Source organism: Aeromonas sp. HMWF017, from assembly GCF_003061465.1.
GTDB classification, from domain to species: Bacteria; Pseudomonadota; Gammaproteobacteria; order Enterobacterales; family Aeromonadaceae; genus Aeromonas; species Aeromonas veronii.
The window spans coordinates 101,055-121,613 of the sequence record NZ_QAJD01000005.1; the positions used below are offsets into that span (position 1 = coordinate 101,055).

General features: G+C 58.0%; 20 protein-coding genes and 1 pseudogene. 9 read left to right on the forward strand and 12 right to left on the reverse strand.

The window, feature by feature from the left end; genetic code table 11:
* Positions 1-133 precede the first annotated feature (133 nt).
* Positions 134-1,156 (forward strand): GGDEF domain-containing protein, encoded by a 1,023-nt coding sequence (locus tag DBR30_RS00895; RefSeq protein WP_181363462.1) that lies wholly within the window; start codon positions 134-136, stop codon positions 1,154-1,156.
* 130 nt (positions 1,157-1,286) lie between these two features.
* Here DBR30_RS00895 and ompA read toward each other — a convergent pair whose 3' ends face one another.
* Both ompA and DBR30_RS00905 read right to left on the reverse strand, forming a co-directional pair.
* Positions 1,287-2,324: a porin OmpA gene (ompA, locus tag DBR30_RS00900; RefSeq protein ID WP_005335824.1), complete on the reverse strand. Its 1,038-nt coding sequence runs from the start codon at positions 2,322-2,324 to the stop codon at positions 1,287-1,289.
* A 265-nt stretch (positions 2,325-2,589) separates the two neighbouring features.
* Positions 2,590-3,624, reverse strand: coding sequence for an SGNH/GDSL hydrolase family protein (locus DBR30_RS00905; protein WP_108541244.1), 1,035 nt, complete (start codon positions 3,622-3,624; stop codon positions 2,590-2,592).
* Between the two features lie 254 nt (positions 3,625-3,878).
* Here DBR30_RS00905 and DBR30_RS00910 point away from each other — a divergent pair, with 254 nt between their 5' ends.
* The gene (locus DBR30_RS00910; RefSeq protein ID WP_108541243.1) at positions 3,879-4,265 is read left to right on the forward strand and encodes a YgiW/YdeI family stress tolerance OB fold protein; all 387 of its coding nucleotides are present in this window, start codon (positions 3,879-3,881) and stop codon (positions 4,263-4,265) included.
* Positions 4,266-4,350: 85 nt separating this feature from the next.
* Here DBR30_RS00910 and mltC read toward each other — a convergent pair whose 3' ends face one another.
* The 3 genes from mltC to mutY all read right to left on the reverse strand — a co-directional run bounded on the left by mltC (position 4,351) and on the right by mutY (position 6,906).
* Positions 4,351-5,454, reverse strand: a complete 1,104-nt coding sequence (gene mltC, locus DBR30_RS00915) for a membrane-bound lytic murein transglycosylase MltC (RefSeq protein ID WP_108541266.1) — start codon at positions 5,452-5,454, stop codon at positions 4,351-4,353.
* Positions 5,455-5,572: 118 nt separating this feature from the next.
* Positions 5,573-5,845 (reverse strand): oxidative damage protection protein, encoded by a 273-nt coding sequence (locus tag DBR30_RS00920; RefSeq protein WP_005335828.1) that lies wholly within the window; start codon positions 5,843-5,845, stop codon positions 5,573-5,575.
* An 8-nt stretch (positions 5,846-5,853) separates the two neighbouring features.
* Positions 5,854-6,906, reverse strand: a complete 1,053-nt coding sequence (gene mutY, locus DBR30_RS00925) for an A/G-specific adenine glycosylase (RefSeq protein ID WP_108541242.1) — start codon at positions 6,904-6,906, stop codon at positions 5,854-5,856.
* 237 nt (positions 6,907-7,143) lie between these two features.
* Between mutY and DBR30_RS00930 the strand changes: the two genes are divergently transcribed.
* Positions 7,144-8,382, forward strand: coding sequence for a multifunctional CCA addition/repair protein (locus tag DBR30_RS00930; RefSeq protein ID WP_108541241.1), 1,239 nt, complete (start codon positions 7,144-7,146; stop codon positions 8,380-8,382).
* A gap of 117 nt (positions 8,383-8,499) precedes the next feature.
* Here the strand turns inward: DBR30_RS00930 and DBR30_RS00935 are convergent, their stop codons facing one another.
* Entirely contained in the window at positions 8,500-10,098 is a 1,599-nt protein-coding gene (locus DBR30_RS00935) for a BCCT family transporter (protein ID WP_108541240.1), read from the reverse strand.
* A 9-nt stretch (positions 10,099-10,107) separates the two neighbouring features.
* A complete protein-coding gene (locus DBR30_RS00940; RefSeq protein WP_108541239.1) occupies positions 10,108-10,635 on the reverse strand; it encodes a hypothetical protein in 528 nt (175 codons plus the stop codon).
* Positions 10,636-10,798: 163 nt separating this feature from the next.
* On the opposite strand from DBR30_RS00940, the gene DBR30_RS00945 reads away from it, so the two are divergent.
* The gene (locus DBR30_RS00945) at positions 10,799-11,278 is read left to right on the forward strand and encodes a MarR family winged helix-turn-helix transcriptional regulator (RefSeq protein ID WP_108541238.1); all 480 of its coding nucleotides are present in this window, start codon (positions 10,799-10,801) and stop codon (positions 11,276-11,278) included.
* Positions 11,279-11,349: 71 nt separating this feature from the next.
* Here DBR30_RS00945 and DBR30_RS00950 read toward each other — a convergent pair whose 3' ends face one another.
* On the reverse strand, positions 11,350-11,931 hold the full coding sequence (locus tag DBR30_RS00950; protein ID WP_021231718.1) for a YjaG family protein: 582 nt from the start codon (positions 11,929-11,931) through the stop codon (positions 11,350-11,352).
* Between the two features lie 162 nt (positions 11,932-12,093).
* Between DBR30_RS00950 and DBR30_RS00955 the strand changes: the two genes are divergently transcribed.
* Complete coding sequence (locus tag DBR30_RS00955) at positions 12,094-13,038, forward strand: D-2-hydroxyacid dehydrogenase (RefSeq protein WP_100645053.1); 945 nt, start codon at positions 12,094-12,096, stop codon at positions 13,036-13,038.
* A gap of 71 nt (positions 13,039-13,109) precedes the next feature.
* Here DBR30_RS00955 and mepM read toward each other — a convergent pair whose 3' ends face one another.
* Positions 13,110-14,447 (reverse strand): murein DD-endopeptidase MepM, encoded by a 1,338-nt coding sequence (gene mepM, locus DBR30_RS00960; RefSeq protein WP_005354854.1) that lies wholly within the window; start codon positions 14,445-14,447, stop codon positions 13,110-13,112.
* Between the two features lie 260 nt (positions 14,448-14,707).
* Between mepM and DBR30_RS00965 the strand changes: the two genes are divergently transcribed.
* Positions 14,708-16,006, forward strand: coding sequence for a LapD/MoxY N-terminal periplasmic domain-containing protein (locus DBR30_RS00965; protein WP_108541237.1), 1,299 nt, complete (start codon positions 14,708-14,710; stop codon positions 16,004-16,006).
* Positions 16,003-16,944, forward strand: a complete 942-nt coding sequence (locus DBR30_RS00970; protein ID WP_108541236.1) for a TAXI family TRAP transporter solute-binding subunit — start codon at positions 16,003-16,005, stop codon at positions 16,942-16,944. Before DBR30_RS00965 ends, DBR30_RS00970 begins: the two co-directional genes overlap by 4 nt.
* Here the strand turns inward: DBR30_RS00970 and DBR30_RS00975 are convergent.
* Both DBR30_RS00975 and znuA read right to left on the reverse strand, forming a co-directional pair.
* Positions 16,939-17,613, reverse strand: a complete 675-nt coding sequence (locus DBR30_RS00975; protein ID WP_021231714.1) for a transglutaminase-like cysteine peptidase — start codon at positions 17,611-17,613, stop codon at positions 16,939-16,941. The genes DBR30_RS00970 and DBR30_RS00975 overlap by 6 nt on opposite strands.
* 67 nt (positions 17,614-17,680) lie before the next feature.
* Complete coding sequence (znuA, locus tag DBR30_RS00980) at positions 17,681-18,613, reverse strand: zinc ABC transporter substrate-binding protein ZnuA (protein WP_108541235.1); 933 nt, start codon at positions 18,611-18,613, stop codon at positions 17,681-17,683.
* Between the two features lie 94 nt (positions 18,614-18,707).
* On the opposite strand from znuA, the gene znuC reads away from it, so the two are divergent.
* Together znuC and znuB are read left to right on the forward strand one after the other, a co-directional pair.
* Positions 18,708-19,484, forward strand: a complete 777-nt coding sequence (gene znuC / locus DBR30_RS00985) for a zinc ABC transporter ATP-binding protein ZnuC (RefSeq protein ID WP_108541234.1) — start codon at positions 18,708-18,710, stop codon at positions 19,482-19,484.
* A 21-nt stretch (positions 19,485-19,505) separates the two neighbouring features.
* Entirely contained in the window at positions 19,506-20,285 is a 780-nt protein-coding gene (gene znuB, locus DBR30_RS00990) for a zinc ABC transporter permease subunit ZnuB (protein ID WP_005354863.1), read from the forward strand.
* Positions 20,286-20,294: 9 nt separating this feature from the next.
* Here znuB and DBR30_RS21480 read toward each other — a convergent pair.
* A pseudogene (locus DBR30_RS21480) lies at positions 20,295-20,559 on the reverse strand (LysR substrate-binding domain-containing protein); the annotation flags it as partial.

Consider the following 20,559-nt stretch of genomic DNA (forward strand, 5'->3'; position numbering starts at 1 on the left):
AGCAGGCCTTAGGGTAGGTGGTAACGGTGCCATTATATCGGAGGGGGGGGCGAATGGCATCCATCGGCTGCCTTTTGGCCAATCTCTCTGTCATACTATCTTCAGTTCGCTGGCATGATGAGACACAGAACTCATGAGTAAGGACACATTTGCCCAATCCGCCGCCTATCTCAAACAGGCGGTTCCCTTGATGATCAAGTACCAGATCCCCACGACGCCGGACAATTACCACCTGTGGTACAACTATGTCTCGGCCAGCATGCCCGAGCTCAACCAGGCGATTGATCAGGCTGTCAAAATGCAGGGAACCTGCTCACTCACCACCTGCGAGCGGCTCTATCACCAATATCTGGCCGCTCAGGACGAGAAGCAGATGGAGGCGATGAAACTGAGCCTCGCCGCCATGGCCAACGAGCTCAGCCACTCCATGCAGGACGCCATCTCCGATACCGGCATGTTTCAGGAGATGCTCGACAAGAGTTTTGACAAGCTCAGCCGCATTGATGACGAGGGTTTCAGCCTGGAAGACACCATGGGGATCCTGCGGGAGCTGGTGCGCGAATCGCGGGATGTGCGCATGTCCACCATGCACTTTCGCAACCAGCTCAGCAATGCGGAGAAAGAGATCAAGGAGCTGCGGGCCGCGCTCAACGAGACACGCAAACTGGCCAACGAGGATGCCCTCACCAACCTGCTCAACCGCCGCGCCTTCGATCTGGAGCTGGAGGGGTTGATCCGCAGCCAGCACCCCTTCTCGCTGATCCTCGCCGATATCGATCGCTTCAAGAACTTCAACGACGAATATGGTCACCTGCTCGGCGATCAGGTACTGCGCGCCTTCAGCAAACGGCTGCGCGATGCCTGCAAGGAGGGGGTCACCGCCTATCGGCTGGGTGGGGAGGAGTTCGCCATGCTGGTCCCCCATCGCTCGCTGGCGCTGGCCAGACAGATGGCGGAGAGCATGCGCCGCGCCATCGAGCGGATGTCGATTCTGGATCGCAAATCGGGCCGCCGCATTGACCACATCACAGCCTCGTTTGGCGTGGGTGAGTTCAACGGTCAGGAGAGCGCAGACTGTCTGGTCGAACGTACCGACAAGCTGCTCTACAAGGCCAAGGAGCTGGGGCGCAACCGGGTGATGCCGCTCCCTTCCTGATTTGTCCCCTGCCCGACCGCAATGCCAATGTAAAAAGCCAGTCAGATCAACTGACTGGCTTTTTGGTCTCTCTTGCTCCGACAGAGGCTGTTCATTCCAGCCCCAGTGGAACTCTGCTCAGTGTGAAGGATTACTCCTGCACCTCGCTAACACCTTCGACTTTCACATCAACACGGCGATCCGGAGCCAGGCAGACGATCAGCTCACGCTTGGACTTGCTGACGCAGCTGTCGCCGGTAACCGGTGAGGATTTACCACGCCCTTCCACATTGATCTTGGCGGCCGGGATCCCTTTACCAACCAGATAGTTGGCAACGGTCTGGGCACGCTGTTCGGAAAGCTTCTGGTTGTAGGCATCGGAACCGATACGGTCGGTGTGACCAATTACGGTTGCCACGCCATCTTTGGGTCGTGCTTCTTCAATCTGGCTATAGAGGCTATCCAGTGCCTGACTGGCCTCTGGCTTGAGGGTCGCCTTGTTGAAGTCAAACAGCACATCGGAGCTCAGGGTGAACTGCTTCTCAACCATCACAGGTGCAGGAGCAGGTTCCGGGGCCGGGGCGGGCGCCACAGGGGCAACCTGACCAAAGCGATAAACCGCTGCCAGTGAGAGCAGGCCGTTATCCATTCTCAGACCGGTATCATCGCGGCTGCCATACGGGGTGGTGTACTGGTACTCCAGGCGAGCGGCCCAGTCGAGATTGAACGCATACTCGGCACCCAGTGCACCGACCATGACAAAGCGGCTGTCATCTTTGTAGACATCGCTCTTGGTATCAGCCCAGCCATAACCGCCACCGACACGACCATATAGATCAAGATTATCGGTAACCGGGAAGCCCAGTTTCAGGGTCAGTTGAGCCAGCTGTGCTTTTACTTCATCACTGAAAGCGCCTGCCGCCGTAGTGGCATCGTATTTGTAATTGCCCAGATAGTCGTAACCCAGCTCCAGTCCCAGATTCTTGTTGATCTGATAACCGCCAAACACGCCTGCCCCCAAGGCATCGTTGGTCTCATTGCCAAGGGTCAGGGCATTGCTTTCATCAATGCCGTAGAAGTTGGACCAACCCAGTTTGGCACCGCCATACCAGGTGTTGTCCTGACCGGCAGCCTGGGCATTGGCCGCCAGCAAGCCGGTAACCAGCAAGGTAATCAATGATTTTTTCATGTTTGAGCCTCTGCAACTTTATGTAGGAGGAGGTTGATTGATATCACCTCGTCTTATAGGTGCAACCACCCAAAAGCGATCGCAGCATATCAACGTTAGCCTATTTTCAAGTCACTGATATCAATTAACAAAAAACACTCTAACGCAACCACGTTACAAAAACAGCAACAAACGTTTGTTATTTGAACTGGATGTGACGCAAAAAGACGCACAGATGAGGGCTGAAAGGGAAAAAAGGCCAGCAACATGCTGGCCCGAAGCGATATCAGTGACGAACAAACTCGTAGTGCTGATCGATAAAGTCAGCAACACGCTGGCTCAGTACCTTGTGCACCGTCTTGGTCGGATGCACCTGATCCCAGAACATATGCTCATCGCAGTTGAGAGTCGCTGCTCGCCCTTTTGCCTGCCCGCTCACCACCGCCTGCGCCAGGATCGGGTTACCGGCAATAGCCACTCTTTCGGAGACACTCAAAGCCGGGGTCGCAGCCACCTCGGCGGCGCTGCCGGAGAACGGCTTCCATGTATAGCCACCACCGTAGCAGGCGTGTTCTGTGTCACTCAGCCCGAACTGCTGAGGATCGCGCATCATCTCGTCAAACTGCTTGTCCACTTCGAACAGCTTCACGATGCCAAGGGGAGCCAGCTCGCGAGTGAGGTTCTGCAACTTCTGGTTGTGGTAGCTGGCCACATGGCGCACCTTCTCCACCACCTTCATGCTGCGGGCTGACGGGGTCTGCCCCAGATCAGGAATGTTGAACAGCAGGATCTGCTGCGCGCCGTTGAGCACCAACCGGTTGGATGCCAGCCGGATGGTATCGATCACCCGATCCGCATCCCGCTCGGTGTTCCAGCCATAAGCCAGATAGTCGTTGGCACCGACCCAGATCACCACCAGATCATCGGGGCGGAACTTGTCCTTTTTCAGGAACTGGTCGATCTCGTAATCGAGGTTGTTGATCACCTGATATTTGGGATCCCAGGACCAGAAACCGAGCCAGCCATTCAAGGCACCCAGATGGTTATAGGCCACCGCGGTTGCACCGCCTTCCGCCTCGTTGGCCACGACCAGACCGGGGAAACGCTCGTCACCCAACTGCTCCAGCCACACCGGGCCGTTGCTGAAGCGTCCATTGAAGTAGGGTGGGCTGGAGGGAAGATACCCCCGCATCTTCTTGTACATCTTGCCGGTATCGGAGAGGCTGTCACCAAACATCACGATACGGGAAAAGGCAGGATGCTCGACCGCCTGAACGGTCAATGCCATTAACCCCAATAAACAAACAAGCCATTTTTTCATATTGTTATGCTCTTCGATTAAGCAGGTGCGACCTGCGGACTTCTCCTCGAGTGGCAACAGGCATGGGAAGAGTCTGCTGCCACTGACTTCTGGTGAAGGCGACAGATTACAGTTCCAGATGAAACCACACATGTTCCGCCACCGATGAAATCGCTTGCGCTCACAAAACAGACAATCACACCAGCCGATTTCTTTCACGCTTGTTTCACATCCCCCCCGGCACAATGCCCTCATACCAACGACAGGAGTATGAAATGAACAAGGCAAGCGCAAGCGTAATCGGACTGTTGACCCTGATGTCTGTCTCCTCTTTTGCCATGGCGGCCTATACCGGCCCGCAAGAGCAGAACAAGGTTTCCGTTGCTCAACTGAAAGATCTGGCCGATGACAGCTGGGCCACCCTGGAAGGGAAACTGGTCAAGCACCTGGGCGGCGAGAACTATCTGTTCCGCGATGCCAGCGGTGAGGTGGAGGTCGAAGTGGATCAGGATGTGTGGCGTGGCACTGAAGTGGGCCCGGATGATCAGATCCGCATCCGTGGTGAAGTGGACCACAGCTGGAGCAAGACCGAAGTGGAAGTGAAAACCCTGGAGAAAGTGGGCGCGGCCCCGCAGACCAAGGGCGGCTTTATCGCCAAATAAGGCCACTTCAACGACGAACTGGCCAGACGTTAAAAGGGCGCTTGATATCAAGCGCCCTTTTGCATGGTTAACCCAGCGTCACCGCTTAACCGGCCCGACTGGCAAAGGCTCTCTTGAACCCCTTCTCGGCCTGATTGACCTTGTAGAGGTAACGGCGCGCCTCCTCTTTGGGATGCTGTTCGGTCAACACCTGATAGACCGCCTCGGGGGAGAGCCGGTTGATCCGGCCCGGCGCCGCCTTGCGATCGCTGGAGAAGGTATTGAGCACCCCGCCAGCGCCACCGTTATAGGCGGAGATCACCGCATAGCGACGGGAGCGCGGATCCTGAATATCCGCCAGATAGACGGTCTGCAACAGGTGCAGATAGGCGGTACCAACATCGATATTGTAGGCCGGGTTGAACAGCTCCTCCCGGGTTGGCTGGCCGTTCTTGCCCTTGACCCGCACATAGACGTCACGACCGGCTGTGGCCGGGATCACCTGCATCAGGCCATAAGCGTTGGCATGGCTCACCGCATAGGGGTTGAAGCTGCTCTCGGTCTTGATCACCGCATAGATCAGGCTCTCCGGCACGCCGTATTTGCGCGACGCTTCCCGGATGATCCCCGCATACTTGTAGCCCCGTCGATCTTCATGGTTGGCCACCATGGGAATATCGACGAAGAAGATGGTGCGAATCCCCAGAGTGCGCTTCTTCATCGCCGTGTTGAGCAGGTAATCGGCATAACGCTCGGCGCGCCAGGAGGCGCGGATTGGCTGGCGCTGGTTGTCCAGCACCTGACCGTAGAGGAAGGGCTCGCCGCCGGTCAGAATTTCCCGGTCGGAGTAAAGATCCACTTCGGCCGGATCGTCCGGCGTCAGCAGGGTCTCGATAATGGCGCGGCGCAAGTGAGCGCGGGGATCGATGCCCGAGACCGTCTCCACCATGATGTGGCCGCTGGAGAAGTCGATGTGGGCCCGGCTCTTGTACTGATCCGTGTATTTGACGTAGTCAAATTTGCCCGCAAACAGCGCCTCCCGCCCCCATATCTCGTTCACGTTATGGGAGAGTGCGCTGATCATGTGTTCAAAACCGCGGATGTCCTTGCCGTTGACCAGATCGTCATCCTCACTCCCGCTGGGCTTGGGGGAGGATGAGCAGGCACAGAGAAACAGCAGGGTGCACAGCAGCCAAAAAATTCGGCCCATAGGATCCTCAAACCGGGCAGCAGAGCTGCCCATCATTCATTTGCTGCGACTTCAGGAGCGGTCACGCCAGCAGTGGCGCCATGCCCGCTCCGGTTCACACGTACAACAGCCGGAGAGCTTACTGGGCAGGTGGGGTGTAACCTTCGATCTGCACTTCACCTGCATCAAACAGGTAGCTGACCATCTCTTTTTCCAGCAGTTGGCGATGCTCAAGATTCATCATGTTGAGCTTTTTCTCGTTGATCAGCATCACCTGCTTCTTCTGCCACTCGGCCCAGGCTTCCTTGCTGATGTTGTCAAAAATCCGCTTGCCGAGCTCACCGGGATAGAGTTGGAAATCCAGACCCGGGCCCTCTTTTTTCAGGCGTTGGCAAAATACAGTACGGCTCATGTTGACCTCTATGGTTGTAACTCTGGATAGGCGAGCAGACGGGCCGTGGCGGCCGCCAGCCCCACCTCGGCAGGATGGCGTAAGTTATACCAGAGTCGGTTATCTGCTTCCATGAGCCGCAGCGGCTGCGCCTCATCAATGTCAATCAGCAGCGGCTGAATATCGAGATGGAAGTGGCTAAAGGTATGGCGAAAACCGGCTAGTTCCCGATAACCGTGATGACTCAGGCCAAGGGAAGCCAGCAGACCATCGACCTCCGCCAGCGCGGCCACCTGCGGGAAGCAGTAGAGCCCGCCCCAGATCCCCTGCGGCGGCCGCTTCTCCAGCAACAACTCATCGCCGTGGCGGATCAGCAGCATGATGCCATCGCGGGCCGGAATGCTCTTCTTGGGCTTGCTATTGGGATAGGCGGTGGGCTTGCCTTGCGACAGCCCCTGGCAATCGGCCCGCACCGGACAGCGATCACAGGCCGGCTTGCTGCGGGTGCAGATCGTCGCCCCGATATCCATCATCGCCTGGTTGTAGTGCGCCACACCGAGCTTGGGGGTCAGCCGGATGGCGATCTCCCACAGCTCGTTCTCCACCTGTTTTTGGCCGGGCCAGCCCGGCAGCGCCAGCCAGCGGGTGAGTACCCGCTTCACGTTGCCATCAAGGATGGCGTGGGGCTGACCCAGAGAGAGCGACAGCACGGCCCCGGCGGTTGAGCGGCCAATCCCCGGCAGCGCCATCACCTCGTCAAAACGCTCGGGAAAGAGACCGTGGTGGTTATCGCGGACCTGCTGGGCCGCCTTGTGCAGGTTGCGGGCCCGGGCGTAGTAGCCCAACCCGGTCCAGTGGTGCAGCACCTCATCGACGGGGGCATCAGCCAGCGCCACCACATCGGGGAAGCGCGCCATAAAACGCTGGTAATAGGGGATCACGGTAGCGACCTGAGTCTGCTGCAGCATGATCTCCGAGACCCAGACCCGGTAAGGGGTCTTCTCCTGCTGCCAGGGCAGGGTTTTGCGGCCATGAAGCTGGTACCACTCCAGAACCCGGCTTGCGAAGGTTGATTGATTCACGTTGTTCTCATGTCGTTGATATAAGGGGAACTCTGCGGTTCCTTCGGCTCATCTGGCCTGCACGGGCATAAAGTCATCCCGCAGCACAGCGCCAGCTGTCTGGTGCGGCAGCGTAAGGCCTCGTCACGCCCAAGTCAAAGCCGCGCTGACTGGCGCTGCGGCCAGGTGGTGGTCAGGCAGCAAAGCGGTAACAAAGACGATATACTCGGCCCCACGATTGATGACGGGAGAGACGGTTTGCAGACTTATCTGGTTGGGGGCGCAGTGCGGGATCGCCTGCTGGGATTGCCGCAGGGCGACAGGGATTATCTGGTGGTCGGCGCCACCGTGGAGCAGATGCTGGCGCTGGGCTTTACCCAGGTCGGTCGCGACTTCCCCGTGTTTCTTCACCCCAAAACCCAGCAGGAGTATGCCCTCGCCCGTACCGAACGCAAACAGGGTCAGGGCTACACCGGCTTTGTCTGCCACGCCGCCCCCGATGTGACCCTGGAGCAGGATCTGCTGCGCCGGGACCTCACCATCAACGCCATCGCCGAAGATGATCAGGGCCAGCTCCATGATCCCTACGGTGGCATCGAGGATTTGCAAAAACGGCTGCTGCGCCACGTCTCCCCCGCCTTTGCCGAAGACCCGCTGCGCATCCTGCGGGTCGCCCGCTTCGCCGCGCGCTTCCATGCCCAGGGTTTTGCCATTGCGCCAGAGACCCTCACCCTGATGAGCGAGATGACGGCCGCCGGCGAGCTGGCCCACCTCACCCCGGAGCGGGTCTGGAAGGAGCTGGAAAAAGTGCTGCTGGGGCCGACCCCGCAGATCTTTATCGAGGTGCTGCGCCAGTGCGGCGCCCTCAAGGCGCTCTTCCCCGAAATTGATGCCCTGTTTGGCGTCCCCGCCCCGGCCAAGTGGCACCCGGAGATCGACACCGGCATCCACACTCTGATGGTGCTGGAGCAGGCGTGCCGGATCTCCCCGGAATTGACCGTCCGCTTTGCCGCCCTCTGCCACGACCTTGGCAAGGGGATCACCCCCAAAGAGTTCTGGCCAAGCCATCACGGTCACGGCCAGAAGGGGCTGCCGCTGATCCGCGCCCTGTGCGAGCGGTTCCGGGTACCCAACGAGTGCCGGGATCTGGCGCTGCTGGTGAGCGATCTGCACACCCACATCCACATCGCCTTTGAACTCAAGCCCGCCACCCTGCTCAAGGTGTTCGACAAGGCAGATGCCTGGCGCCGCCCCGAGCGCTTTGCCCAGCTGCTGGATGCCTGCCGCGCCGACTTCCACGGCCGCACCGGTTTCGAGGAGCGGGTCTATGCCGAGCCGGACTATGTGGCCGAGGCGCTGGCTGCTGCCCAGGCGGTGCCGGTGAAAGAGATAGTAGCGGCCGGTTTCAAAGGGGAAGAGATCAAGGAGCAGCTCGCCAAAAAGCGCACCGACGCCATCAGCCGCATCAAGGATGAGTGGACCTTTATCGAAGAGTAACTTAGGCCCCATAACAGACGGCCGCCCTGATGATGAGCTCCGCAAGGAGAGCATCGCCAGGGCGGCCGTTTTGCATCCAGATTTATATATGAGAGGCGCTAACCCCTGCTGGTGCCGTTATGCCGGACCAATTCGCTCCATCAGGCTCATATGGGATGAGCCATCGTGGCGCTTGAGGTTCTGGCGATACTCGAACTGGCGCTGGCTCTCCTGCTTGAGCCCCAGCATCAGCGAATAGCACATCGCCAGCATGATCACCGAGAAGGGCAGTGCCGCTATGATGCTGGCCGCCTGCAAGGCTGCCAGGCCGCCGGAGACCAGCAGGATGGCGGCAACCAGCCCCTGTCCCAGCCCCCAGATGGCGCGGTGCAGCACCGGCGGCTCCTGATCTCCGATGGAGAGCAGGGTGGTGATGACCAGCGTGCCCGAGTCACTGGAGGTGATGAAGTAGGTGCAGATGAGCAGGGTCAGCACGGCCTTGGCGATCCAGCCGAAGGTATCCCAGTGCAGCAGCTCGACCGTCTTGTAGAGCGCCAGCGTCACATCCTGATTGACCGCAGCGACCACGCCGCCACCACCAAACAGCTCAAGATTCATCGCCGTGCCGCCAAACACGGTGAGCCAGAACATGCCAAGCAGCGAGGGCACCAGCAGCACGCCGAGCACAAACTCACGGATGGTACGCCCCTTGGAGATGCGGGCGATAAACATGCCGACAAACGGCGCCCAGGCAATCCACCAGCCCCAGTAAAACGCCGTCCAGCTCGACTGCCAGGCCGAAGTGCCGTTGGCCTCGGTGTTGGTCCAGAAGCTCAGTTTGACGATGTTCTGCAGGTAATCACCGATGTTCTGTACATAGGCGTTGAGGATATAGGTGGTCGGCCCCAGCACCAGAAAGAGAGCGAGTACGAACACGCTCAGCCAGATATTGAGCTCGGAGAGGATCTTCACCCCGCGCCCGACCCCGGAGACTGCCGACAGGGTGGCGATCAGGCTGATGCCACCAATCAGCCAGAGCTGGTTGGACTGCGACACTGCCATGCCGAACATCTGGTTGAGGCCGGTATTCATCTGGGAGACCCCCAGCCCGAGGGAGGTTGCCACCCCGAACACGGTGCCAAACACTGCCAGCACATCGGCCGCATGGCCCCAGAAGCCGTAGATCCGCTCGCCAAGAATCGGGTAAAGCACAGAACGAATAGCCAGCGGCAACTTGCGGCGATAACTGAAGAAGGCCAGCGACAGGCCGACGATCACATAGATAGCCCAGGGGTGCAGACCCCAGTGGAAAAAGGTGAGACGCATGGCGATCTGGGCCGCTTCCGGGGTCATCCCTTCGGTAATGAATGGATTGCCCTGCAGATGGTTCATCGGCTCGGCGATGCTCCAGAACACCAGACCGATACCCATGCCCGCGCTAAAAAGCATGGAGAACCAGGCGAAGTAGCCGAACTCCGGTACCTGGTCGTCGTCACCCAGTCGGATGCTGCCAAAACGGCTGAACATCAGGTAGACAGCGAAGAACAGGAACAGGGCAACGACCAGAATGTAGTACCACTTGAACCCGGCAATGATCTGATCCTTGGCACCGACAAACCAGGCGGCCGCGGTATCGGGAACAAATACGCCAAACAGCAAAAACAGGGTGATCACGGTGAGGGCCGTCATGGCCATGGTCGGGTTGAGGCCTTTCAATAGCCCTTTGCTTGCTCGCATCCAGCCTCCTTAGTCGTTGTTGAAAAAGTCTTCGCCTACATGATCACCGGCACCGCCGATGGCGCGATAGACCATCTTGCCAGCTGCTTGTTCGCGGTGATCCACCAGCGAAACCGAGGGCTGGCCATTCACGGCGTGACGCTTGCCAAGGAAGATCGCCATGGGGACGCCCAGATTGGAGATACCGCTGGTGATCCAGAGGCGATTGAAGTCGTAAGAGCCACCGATGAACTCCAGCTGGGCCAGGCCGGTATCGAGGCCGGTCAGATAGAAGTTCATGGCACTTTCGTCAGGAAAGAGGTGCACCAGCACATAGGCGTAGCGCAATTCATTCACCAACTCCTTTAGGTTGAAAGTACCTGTCTCACTGCAAGAGAGGGGTAACTCACCATCATAGTGGTGTACCTTGAGGTTGTTGGGGTCTTCATCATAGGCAGGCTGATAGCGCACAAAAGCCGAGGTATCCGGCAGTTCATAGCGCACTCTGACCACACGTAACTCGGCCACCAGAGACTTGATATCCAGCTCGTCATTCATCATTTCGCTCCTCAAATGTCAGGGTGAATTCCGTGAAATGCCCGTCAACCTAACACAAAATTAGTTAGAGCAGAAATTATTACAACAAAAACCATATTGACCTTGTGACGAATTAGGCGGAAAATTTTGCGCCTCTCCATAGCCTTCCAATGACGCACACCCCATGGAAAAACATGATGAAGTGCTGGTCGCCCTGCGCCAGATTATTCGTGCCATCGACATGCACTCCAGGCGCTTGATCAAAGAAGCCGGGCTAACTTCTCCGCAACTCTTGCTGCTCAAAGGGATCGACGAGCTGGGACAGATCTCCATGCGTCAGCTGGCCGATCACACCAACATGAGCCAGGCCACCGCCACCACCATCATGGACCGATTGGAGAGCCGTCAACTGGTGCAGCGCGTTCGCAGCAATACCGACAAGCGCAAGGTTCACGCGACACTGACTGACGCAGGCCGCGCCCTGCTGGCCCAAGCTCCCACCCCGCTGCAAGAGCGCTTTATCCAACGTTTTCAATCCCTTGAAATCTGGGAGCAGACCCTGCTGCTCTCCTCCCTGCAACGCATCTCATCCATGATGAATGCAGACGAAATCGATGCCGCCCCGGTGCTGAGCGTCAGACCCCTCACCGAAGAGCAGGCATAAGCTGCTGAACAATTTCAGGCATAAAAAAAGCTCCCGAACGGGAGCTTTTTTCGATCAGGGGCCGCAGAGAATTACTCTTCCAGGCTGATCCCGATATTGGAGACGCCATCCTGAGAGGCGAATGCTCTGATGGCCAGGATTCGATCGCTGTCGCGCTCATGGGCAACCCGCTTGAGCAGTTCAACCTGGAACTCCAGTTCGGCTTCCATGTACTCGTGCTCGTAGAGCTCTTCTTCGGTCAGATCCCGCTCTTCCAGCAGCTCGATAAAACCGGCCACGGTACCGACTGACGCATGGCTGGCATCGTTGGCCTCTTCACCAACCCGGCAGATCACCGAGTTATAGGCGCAGCCCAGCGCAACACAGGCATCCAGCGCGGGATAGGCACCGTAGGATTCAAACTTGCGGGGATCCGGAATGTGAGACTCGAACTCTTCGAGAATGGCACCCAGATTGACCCGGGATCCCTTGACGGTGAGGTAGACCCACATCTGATCCAGCGCATGCCGGAAAGCACCAGCATTGCCAAAGCCGGAGGCCTGACAGAACAGGGCATAGTTGGGGTACATGCGCTCTGCCAGCGCCAGGGTGTAGACGGTCTGTTGCCAAGGCTGTAGCTCGGCCAGTCGCTTATAAAACTTGTCACCAAACACTGGAGTCGGATCCTTTGCAAAATGTGGGGCAGATTGTAGCCCACGAGGCGCGCGGCGAAAACGAAAAAGCGCCCTGGTTGGCTATGTTGCGATATGAAGTAAGGTAAGATGGGTCGAGAGCGGCATCTTGTTGCGCCGCAAATTCTGATAAGGAACAAGAGTATGAGCCAACGTACCCTTCTTTTGCTCAGCCAGGATAATGCTCACTACGAACGGCTGCTCAAGGCCGCCAACCTCCCCCATCTGCGCATTCTGCGCGCCGATAACCAGAGCGATGCCGAGAAGCTGATCGGCGAAGCCCATATTCTGATGGCCGAACCGGCCCGCGCCAAACCGCTGCTGCCCAAAGCCAACAAGCTGAGCTGGTTCCAGTCCACCTATGCGGGAGTCGATGTGCTGCTCGACCCTGACAGTCGCCGTGATTATCAACTCACCAATGTACGCGGTATCTTCGGCCCGCTGATGAGCGAGTATGTCTTTGGTCATCTGCTCAGCCTGATGCGCCAAATTCCCCTTTATCGGGAGCAGCAGAAACAGCGACTGTGGCAAAGCCATCCCTATCAGGGCCTCAAGGGGCGCACCATGCTGATCCTGGGGACCGGCAGTATTGGCCAGCATATCGCCCACACCGGCAAACATTTTGGCATGAAGGTGCTGGGCATCAGCCGCAGCGGTCGGGAGCGAGCCGGGTTTGATCAGGTTTATCAACTACCTGCGCTCAACAAGATGCTGGCGCAGGCCGATGTCATCGTCAGCGTGCTGCCAGCCACCCGCGATACCCGTCATCTGTTCAATGCCGCCCGCTTCGAACACTGCAAACCGAGCGCCATCCTGTTCAACGTCGGTCGTGGCAGCGCCGTGCACTCTGGCGATCTGCTCACCGCACTGCGTACCGGCAAGCTGGCGATGGCAGTGCTGGATGTGTTCGAGCAGGAGCCGCTGCCCGCCGACAGTCCACTCTGGGGCCAACCCAACCTCATCGTCACCCCCCACAACAGCGCCTACAGCTTCCCGGATGATGTAGCCCAGATCTTTGTGCGCAACTACATCCGCTTTATCGATGGCCAGCCACTGGATGGCAAAATCGACTTCGACAAGGGTTACTAACCCTCACGGCGCATGTAAAAAGGCCCCGCCAATCTGGCGGGGCCTTTCATTTCAGGCTGTGACGACAGGAATCAACCCGCGGCCAGCTCTTTGCGATAGCTCTTCACCTTGGCAAGGAACTGACGACGCTCCTTGCCGCTCAGGGGTTCAGCCATCGGCAGCTTGGCGGTCATGGCATTGACTGGGCGGTTGTTGATCCGCAGCTCGTAGTGCAGGTGAGCACCGGTCGAGCGACCTGTGTTGCCGGAGAGGCCGATCTTGTCGCCCATCTTCACTCGCTGACCGGTTTTGACCAGCAGCTTGCTCAGGTGCAGATAACGGGTAGAGAGAGTACGGCCATGCTTGATGACGATATAAGTGCCCGCCAGCGGGTGGCTGGTTGCCTTCTGGACGATACCATCACCGGTCGCCAGCACTGGCGTGCCCACCGGCACTGCGAAGTCGGTGCCCTCGTGAGGACGCACCATACCGGTTACCGGATGTTTGCGCGCCGGGTTGAAATTGGAGCTGATCCGATAGCGGCTATGGGTCGGGTAGCGGCGGAATCCGCGCTCCAGACTGTTGCCCTGACCGTCGTAATAGTTGCCGTCATCGGAGAGCCAGGCCGACACCGTCTTGCCCTGGCTGGTCACTTCCACACCCAGCAGCTGGCTGTTGCCAGTGCTCTTGCCTTCCACCGTCTCCTGGCGTACCAGCACTTTGAACTTGTCGCCCTTCTGCAGATCCTTGGCGAAATTCATTCGCCACTGGAACAGGTTGGCAATTTTCTGGATATGGTTGGCCGGAATCCCCGCATTGCGGGCACTGACATAGAAGCTGCCGTTGATCACGCCGTTGTAACGCTGCGGTTGCCACTCGACCTTCTCATTGATCATCGAGGCGGTATAGGCATCATCGCTGCGCGCCATCACCAGCGTCTGCTTGATGTTCAGGCGGATTTTGAGTTGCTGCAGGATGTTGTCCTGATCGATCAGCAGCTCGATATTCTGGCCCGGCTTGAGGCGCGCCAGATAATTCTTGTTATCGGCGTCCAGCACCTTGTAGAGGGTGGTGGTGGAGAGACCGAGATTGTTAAAAATGGCGGTCAGGTTTTCGCCGTTGCGGACCCGGTAATCCTGCCACTGGGGAGTGGTGTCAACCGGGATGTCGTCATCCGGCGCACTCTGATCAACCAGTTCGTGATCGGGAATTTCGTTAAAGTCGGTGTTGTTTTCGTTGGTTGCCGTACCTGCGGTATCAATGGGCAACTCAAGACGCAGCGGCCGCTCGAGGATGTCACCCGGAGCTGGCAATAATGCCACTGCTGACAGGGTCATGGCCGTCAGCATCAGCATGGCGTAAAAGTGTTTGCGGGGAACCGGTGGTTCCCAATTGGCAGCCTGTACTACCAAGGGACGGAGACGTTTCATCCGCTATCCTGTATTTAGATCTAAAGAGTGTGAGTTGCGATGTCAGTTGTGACAAAACCGTATAAAACTGTTTGTTGGACACAAATAGTTACAAATAGTTCATCACAATCTGCATGAACCTCACATTTTATGCATAACCCGCCCGGATGGGCAGAAATGATCGTCTTTTTTAACCATTTTTTCCTATTTTTAAGAACCGGGTCGGATTCGATACTGAATAGAAACCTGAAATGTTGCGATAACTTTTCCATGGAGTGGATATGTCGTTAGCGAAACTGTTAATAAGAATAATTGTCGTCCTGTTCCTGATCGGTGCAGCGCTGCTGTTTGCACTGGAAGTCACGACGGTCCGCCAATCCATCCTCGACCAGATGTCAGCCAACCTGGAAACCGCCATCACCGCTCTCGGGCTGGTGCTGCAAGGAACCCTGCTCAATGACGACAATGTACTGGCCGAGACCATCGTTAATGCCATGTTTGATGGCGGTTTCGTCAGCTCGGTCATTCTGGTGGATCCGGATGGTCAGGTACTGTTTCAGAAGGCATTCCACTCTACCCAACAAAATGTCCCCGGCTGGCTTCCCTCGGTTATCGGCATGCCCCCCGTCAAAATTGAGCAAGAGTTGACCGATGGCTGGCGCATGCTGGGCACTCTGACCCTTGAAGGACATAGCGGCTACGCCTATCAGCATCTGTGGAATGCCATCAGTCGCACCGGTCTGGCGCTGCTGGCGGGCCTCATCGTATTTACCCTGATCATCTCCCTGGTGTGCAAACGCCTGCTGCAGCCCCTGGAGCAGATCAACCTGCAGCTGATCCGTATCCGCAAACACCAGTTCAACAGCACCCTGCCCACTCCCTGGTTGCAAGACCTCAAAGAAGTGGCACTTTCCATCAACCAATTGGTTTCCGAACGCAAACGGGATCTGCTGCAACAACGACTCAAAATCACCCAGCTGGGAAAACAGCTGCCACTGACGACCCCACAGCCGCTGCAAGGAGTGAGCCCATTGCCGGAAGGCGGGCAACTGCAAAAATTTGTCTCCACACAAGGGGAGATCGCGCTCTATCAGCGTTTCTTGCCCAGTCAGCCCCTCGGTGCCGACAGCGATCTCGCAACCATCCAGAGCACCCTGCAACAGTGGCAGCACTCTCATATAGAAGGGGTCTTGCTGCCCCTCTCCCTGCTCAATCACCCGCAATGGTCCGAGATCGCCCCTCTGCTAAGCCAGGGCCGCGGCAAAACACTGGATTGGCGCTGGGATGTGGTCACCTTTCCCGCCCACGGCCAAGCCACATTGGCTGCGTTGCAGGAACAGGGGTGTGAGCTCGCTTTCAGCGCCATTCCCCTCAATGCGGATACCTTCAATCAACTTGACCCGCTCAATCCCATCTTTATCAGCTGTCAGCTGACCGATGCGCCGCTCTACTGGAATCTGCTCTCCCAAACCATGCATGCCGCCGGTTATACCCTGCTGGCAGAATCGGGAGAGTGTCGCGACATCGACAAACTGCGGACCTGGGGTATCGATGGTTATGCCAAGGAGGCGCAATCATGAAGAAGCTCGCCATGCTGTTGCCCCTGCTGTGGCAACCCGGCCTGATGGCTGAAACCGTCACTATCACCACCGGGGGTGAGCAGGGGATTTATCACCAGATAACCAAAGAGTTTTGCCGTCTGGCCCATGAGGTCGATGAGCAACTTGCGTGCACATTGCAGAGCTCATCGGGTTCAATAGAAAACCTGAAGCGGCTGAAGAGTGGCGAGACCTCCTACGCCATGGTGCAGTCAGACTGGCTATATCAGGCAAGCCGGGGCTTGGGCCCTTTTACCACCCAGCCGCAACCTGAGCTGCGCGCCCTGTTTGCCACCCATGCCGAGCCATTCACCATAGTGATCCGTGCCGACGGCGATATCACATCACTGGAGCAGCTCAAGCTCGCCCCCATCGACATGGGGTTGAAGAACTCGGGAACCCGCCAAACGGCGCTGACCCTGTTCAACATCTTGGGAGCGAAAGAGCAGGATCTCGATCTGAAGAGCATGGCCAACCTGCCGGATGCGCTCTGCAGCAAGCAGATCGACGCATTTGCACTGGTGATGGGGCATCCTAACCGGATTGTGCTCGACACCGCCAAACGCTGCGCGGTCAGTTTCCTCCCCATCGATGGGGCCACCCGTGATCAGCTACTCAAAGGGGTCAAATATTACCAACGTAGTCAGGTGCCCGCTCGTATCTACCCCGGCAATCTGAAGGCAACTCCCACCTTTGCCATTGCCGCCACCCTGGTTACCAATGCCACCATGCCGGAAGAGTCTGTCTATCGTCTGACCAAGGCCATGCTGACCCAGCAGACCAAGTTCAATGAGCAGACTTATGGCTACGCCAATATGTTTCACCGGGCACGCAATAAAACCGGCCCGGTGCTGAGTATTGAACAGCATCCGGGCGCGGCGAAATATTTCGATGAGTTGAAGGCGGCGGGCAAGCTATAACTGACGACGAGGAGAGCGCAGTTGCTCGCTGGAGAAACGGGTCTTCATCGATGTCCACTGCGCCAACCGATCGGCACTCCCCGCCAGCGTCCCTTCCCGCCGTGACTTCATGATCCAGATGCTTTTGGCATCGAAACTGTAAACGGGAATGAGGTCGGTACGCTTGCTGCCTGGCAGGATCCGGCTGTTGATGTTGTCGAGCACCAGTGGATCAGCCTTGGGCGTCGGGAAGTAGAGCGTCACCATGTGGAATTGGTTGTAACGCACCGCCTTGACGTAGGCCAGCCGCAGCTTCTTCTCATCCACCCCCAGCTCCATCAGGGTGTAGTACTTGGAGATGCTGTAATCCTCGCAATCCCCACCCCGGGCGCCGATGAACTCCAGCGGATTGGCCCAGTAATCCTCATCTCCCCACAGCTTGGGATCCTCGCTATAGGTCAGATTGTTGAAGTAGTTGTTCACCAGCTCGATCTTCTGCTGGTCGGTTGTACCCGCTCTGGGGGTGAGCAGGCGAGAGAATGCCTCGGCCCGTTGAATGGCGCGGCCACCATACACTTCCTGCAGCTTGGCCCGCAGGTCCGGACTGGCAATATATTCGGAAAGACGCGAAGCCTGCACGTTGGCGCAACATAGCGCCAACGTGCAAGCCTGGATCAACAACCATTTCATACCGGACACTCCATGTCAGATGCTGGAGGTCAGTATAGTCCCTCCGGATGAGAGGCTCAGCAGGCGATCAGCGACACTGTGCAAATGCGTCTGCCAGTTGTTGCATGAATTGGGGATAACCATCCGGGCCAAGCGGCACCTGTTCACCCACCTCATCCAGCAACAGCACCTTGGCACCGGTATTGCGTGCCACCGATTCGATCACAGCCGGTGAGAATTGCGGCTCGGCATAAATGCAGCTCGCCTGCTTCTCTTCCAGTGCCTTGCGGATATCCACTAGCGTCTTGGCGCCCGGGCGACGCTCAGGGCTCACGGTAAAGTGACCTTTTGAACTCATGCCGTAATGGCGCTCCCAGTAGCCATACGCCTCGTGGAAGACAAAGTACCCCTTCTCATTCACTGCCTTCATCTGACCAGCAATCACCTTGTCCTTGGCATCTACCTTGGCATCAAATGCCGCGAGGTTGGCGTCATAGCGAGCCTGATTGGCCGGATCCAGCTTGCCCAATTCACTTGCGATCGCCTTGGCAATCACTTTGGCCTGCGTTGGGCCAAGCCAGATATGGGGATCGACCCCTTCGTGATGGTGTCCCTCATGCCCTTCATCATGGTCACCGTGCTCGTGGGCGGCATGATCGTGATCATCATGGTCATGGGAATCGTGACTATCCTGAGTCGCGTAGTTGAACAGCGGCATCCCCTCAACCTGAGTCAGGGCCAGAGCATGGGGATGGTTGGCCAGCGGCTTGGCCATAAAACCTTCCAGCTCGGGGCCAACCCACACCACCAGATCGGCACTGTTGATGCTGCGAATATCGGACGGACGCAGGGAGAAATCGTGGGGAGAGGCACCGGTCGGCAGCAATACCTTGGGCTCGCTCACCCCGTCAGTGATCGCCGCGGCAATGACGCCAAGGGGCTTGATGGTGGTCAGTACCTCAATGGCACGAACAGGCAAACTCACCGCCAGCAGGGCAGTGAAAAGCGCAATAATTCTCATTGGTGAATCTCGTCAGGGGGTGAGTATGTGATAATATAACAGCTGCTTTTTTGTTATATTATAACTCTCACTGGCTGTAAACCCCGGAGTTGTCATGAGCCAACTGGTAGAGCTGAAAGAGGTCTCTCTCTCGTTTGATGGACGCTCTGTGCTCGACAAGGTCTCCTTTACCCTCAATAAAGGCAAAATCACCACGCTAGTCGGCCCCAACGGGGCGGGCAAGAGCACCCTGAGCAAGCTGGTGCTGGGTCTGCTCACACCTGATTCGGGCAAGATCACCCGCAGCCACGACCTGAGAGTCGGCTATGTGCCACAGCGCCTCTATCTGGATCCCACCCTGCCGCTGACGGTGCGCCGCTTCCTGCAACTGGGCAAAAACAGCCGCCTCTCCATCGAGGAGGCACTGACCCGGGTGGGCGCAGAGGGATTGCTGGAAAACCGGATGCAGAAGCTCTCGGGTGGTGAGATGCAGCGCGTGCTGCTGGCTCGCGCCCTGCTGGTCAAGCCCGAGCTGCTGGTGCTGGACGAACCGGTGCAAGGGGTTGATATCACCGGCCAGATCGAGCTCTACGCCCTCATCGGTCAGCTCGCCGCCGAGTTCAATTGCGCCGTGCTGATGGTATCCCACGACCTACATCTGGTGATGGCCAGCACCCACGAGGTGATCTGCCTCAATCGCCACGTCTGCTGTCATGGCGAGCCGGAAAGCGTGGCCCGCCACCCCGAATTTGCCCGCCTGTTCGGACGACCGGAGCAGGAGGTGCTGGCGGTCTATACCCACCATCACCACTGCGACGGCGAACACCATCATCATGAACCGCAGGCTCCCGTCATCCGCCTGCCCTCTCGCAACAACGCTCACAGCAAATAGCGCAAGCAACAGGACATTCAAGTGGACAGCTTTCTGTTATACGCCCTCGCGGCCGGTCTCGGCATCGCCCTGCTGGCCGGCCCCCTCGGCAGCTTCGTGGTATGGCGCAAGATGGCCTACTTTGGCGACACCCTCTCCCACGCCTGCCTGTTCGGCATCGCGCTGGGCATCCTGCTGCAGGTCGATCTCACTCTGGCGGTAGTGGTCTGCTGCCTCGCCATGGCGATGCTGCTGGTGATCATGAGTCGCAACCAGCAGGTGGCGACCGATACCCTGCTCGGCATTCTGGCCCACAGCGCCCTGTCACTCGGTCTGGTTACCTTGAGTTTTATGGATAACGTGCGGGTGGATCTGATGGCCTACCTGTTCGGCGACCTGCTCTCGGTACAACCGATGGATCTGCTCTGGATCTACGGCGGTGGCGCGCTAGTACTGCTCACCCTGTGGCGACTGTGGGATCCCCTGCTCTCCATGACCATCTCGGAAGAGCTGGCACGGGTAGAGGGGATCCGGGTCGATGTGCTGCGCTGCGTATTGATGCTGCTGATCGGGCTGGTGATCGCCGTGGCGATGAAGTTTGTCGGGGCGCTGATCATCACCTCCCTGCTGATCATTCCCGCCGCCACCGCCCGTCGCTTTAGCCAGACACCGGAGCAGATGGCCGGCTTTGCCGCGCTGATCGGCTGCCTCGCCGTGCTGGGTGGATTGACCCTCTCCTGGTATCAAGATACTCCGGCAGGGCCTTCGGTCGTCGTCTGCGCCACCAGCCTATTTGTGCTGAGCCAGTTCAAGAGAGCGTAACGAAACAAGCTAGAGCGGCATGCTCTGGCGTGTCTCCATCATCAGCCACTGGCGCAATCGGCTGATGGCGGGCTCATGGGCCCGCGAGCGCTTGCAGGTAAAGTAGAAGGCATCCCCCGTCTCCAGCTGGTGTACCGGCAAGGCCACCAGCTGGGGATCATCGGGGCGCAGCATGTAATCATTCACGAACGCAACCCCCTGATCCCAGGCCGCCGCCTCCATCGCCAGCAGCACATGGCTGAAGTGGTGCATTCGCGCCTCGTCCGGAATCACC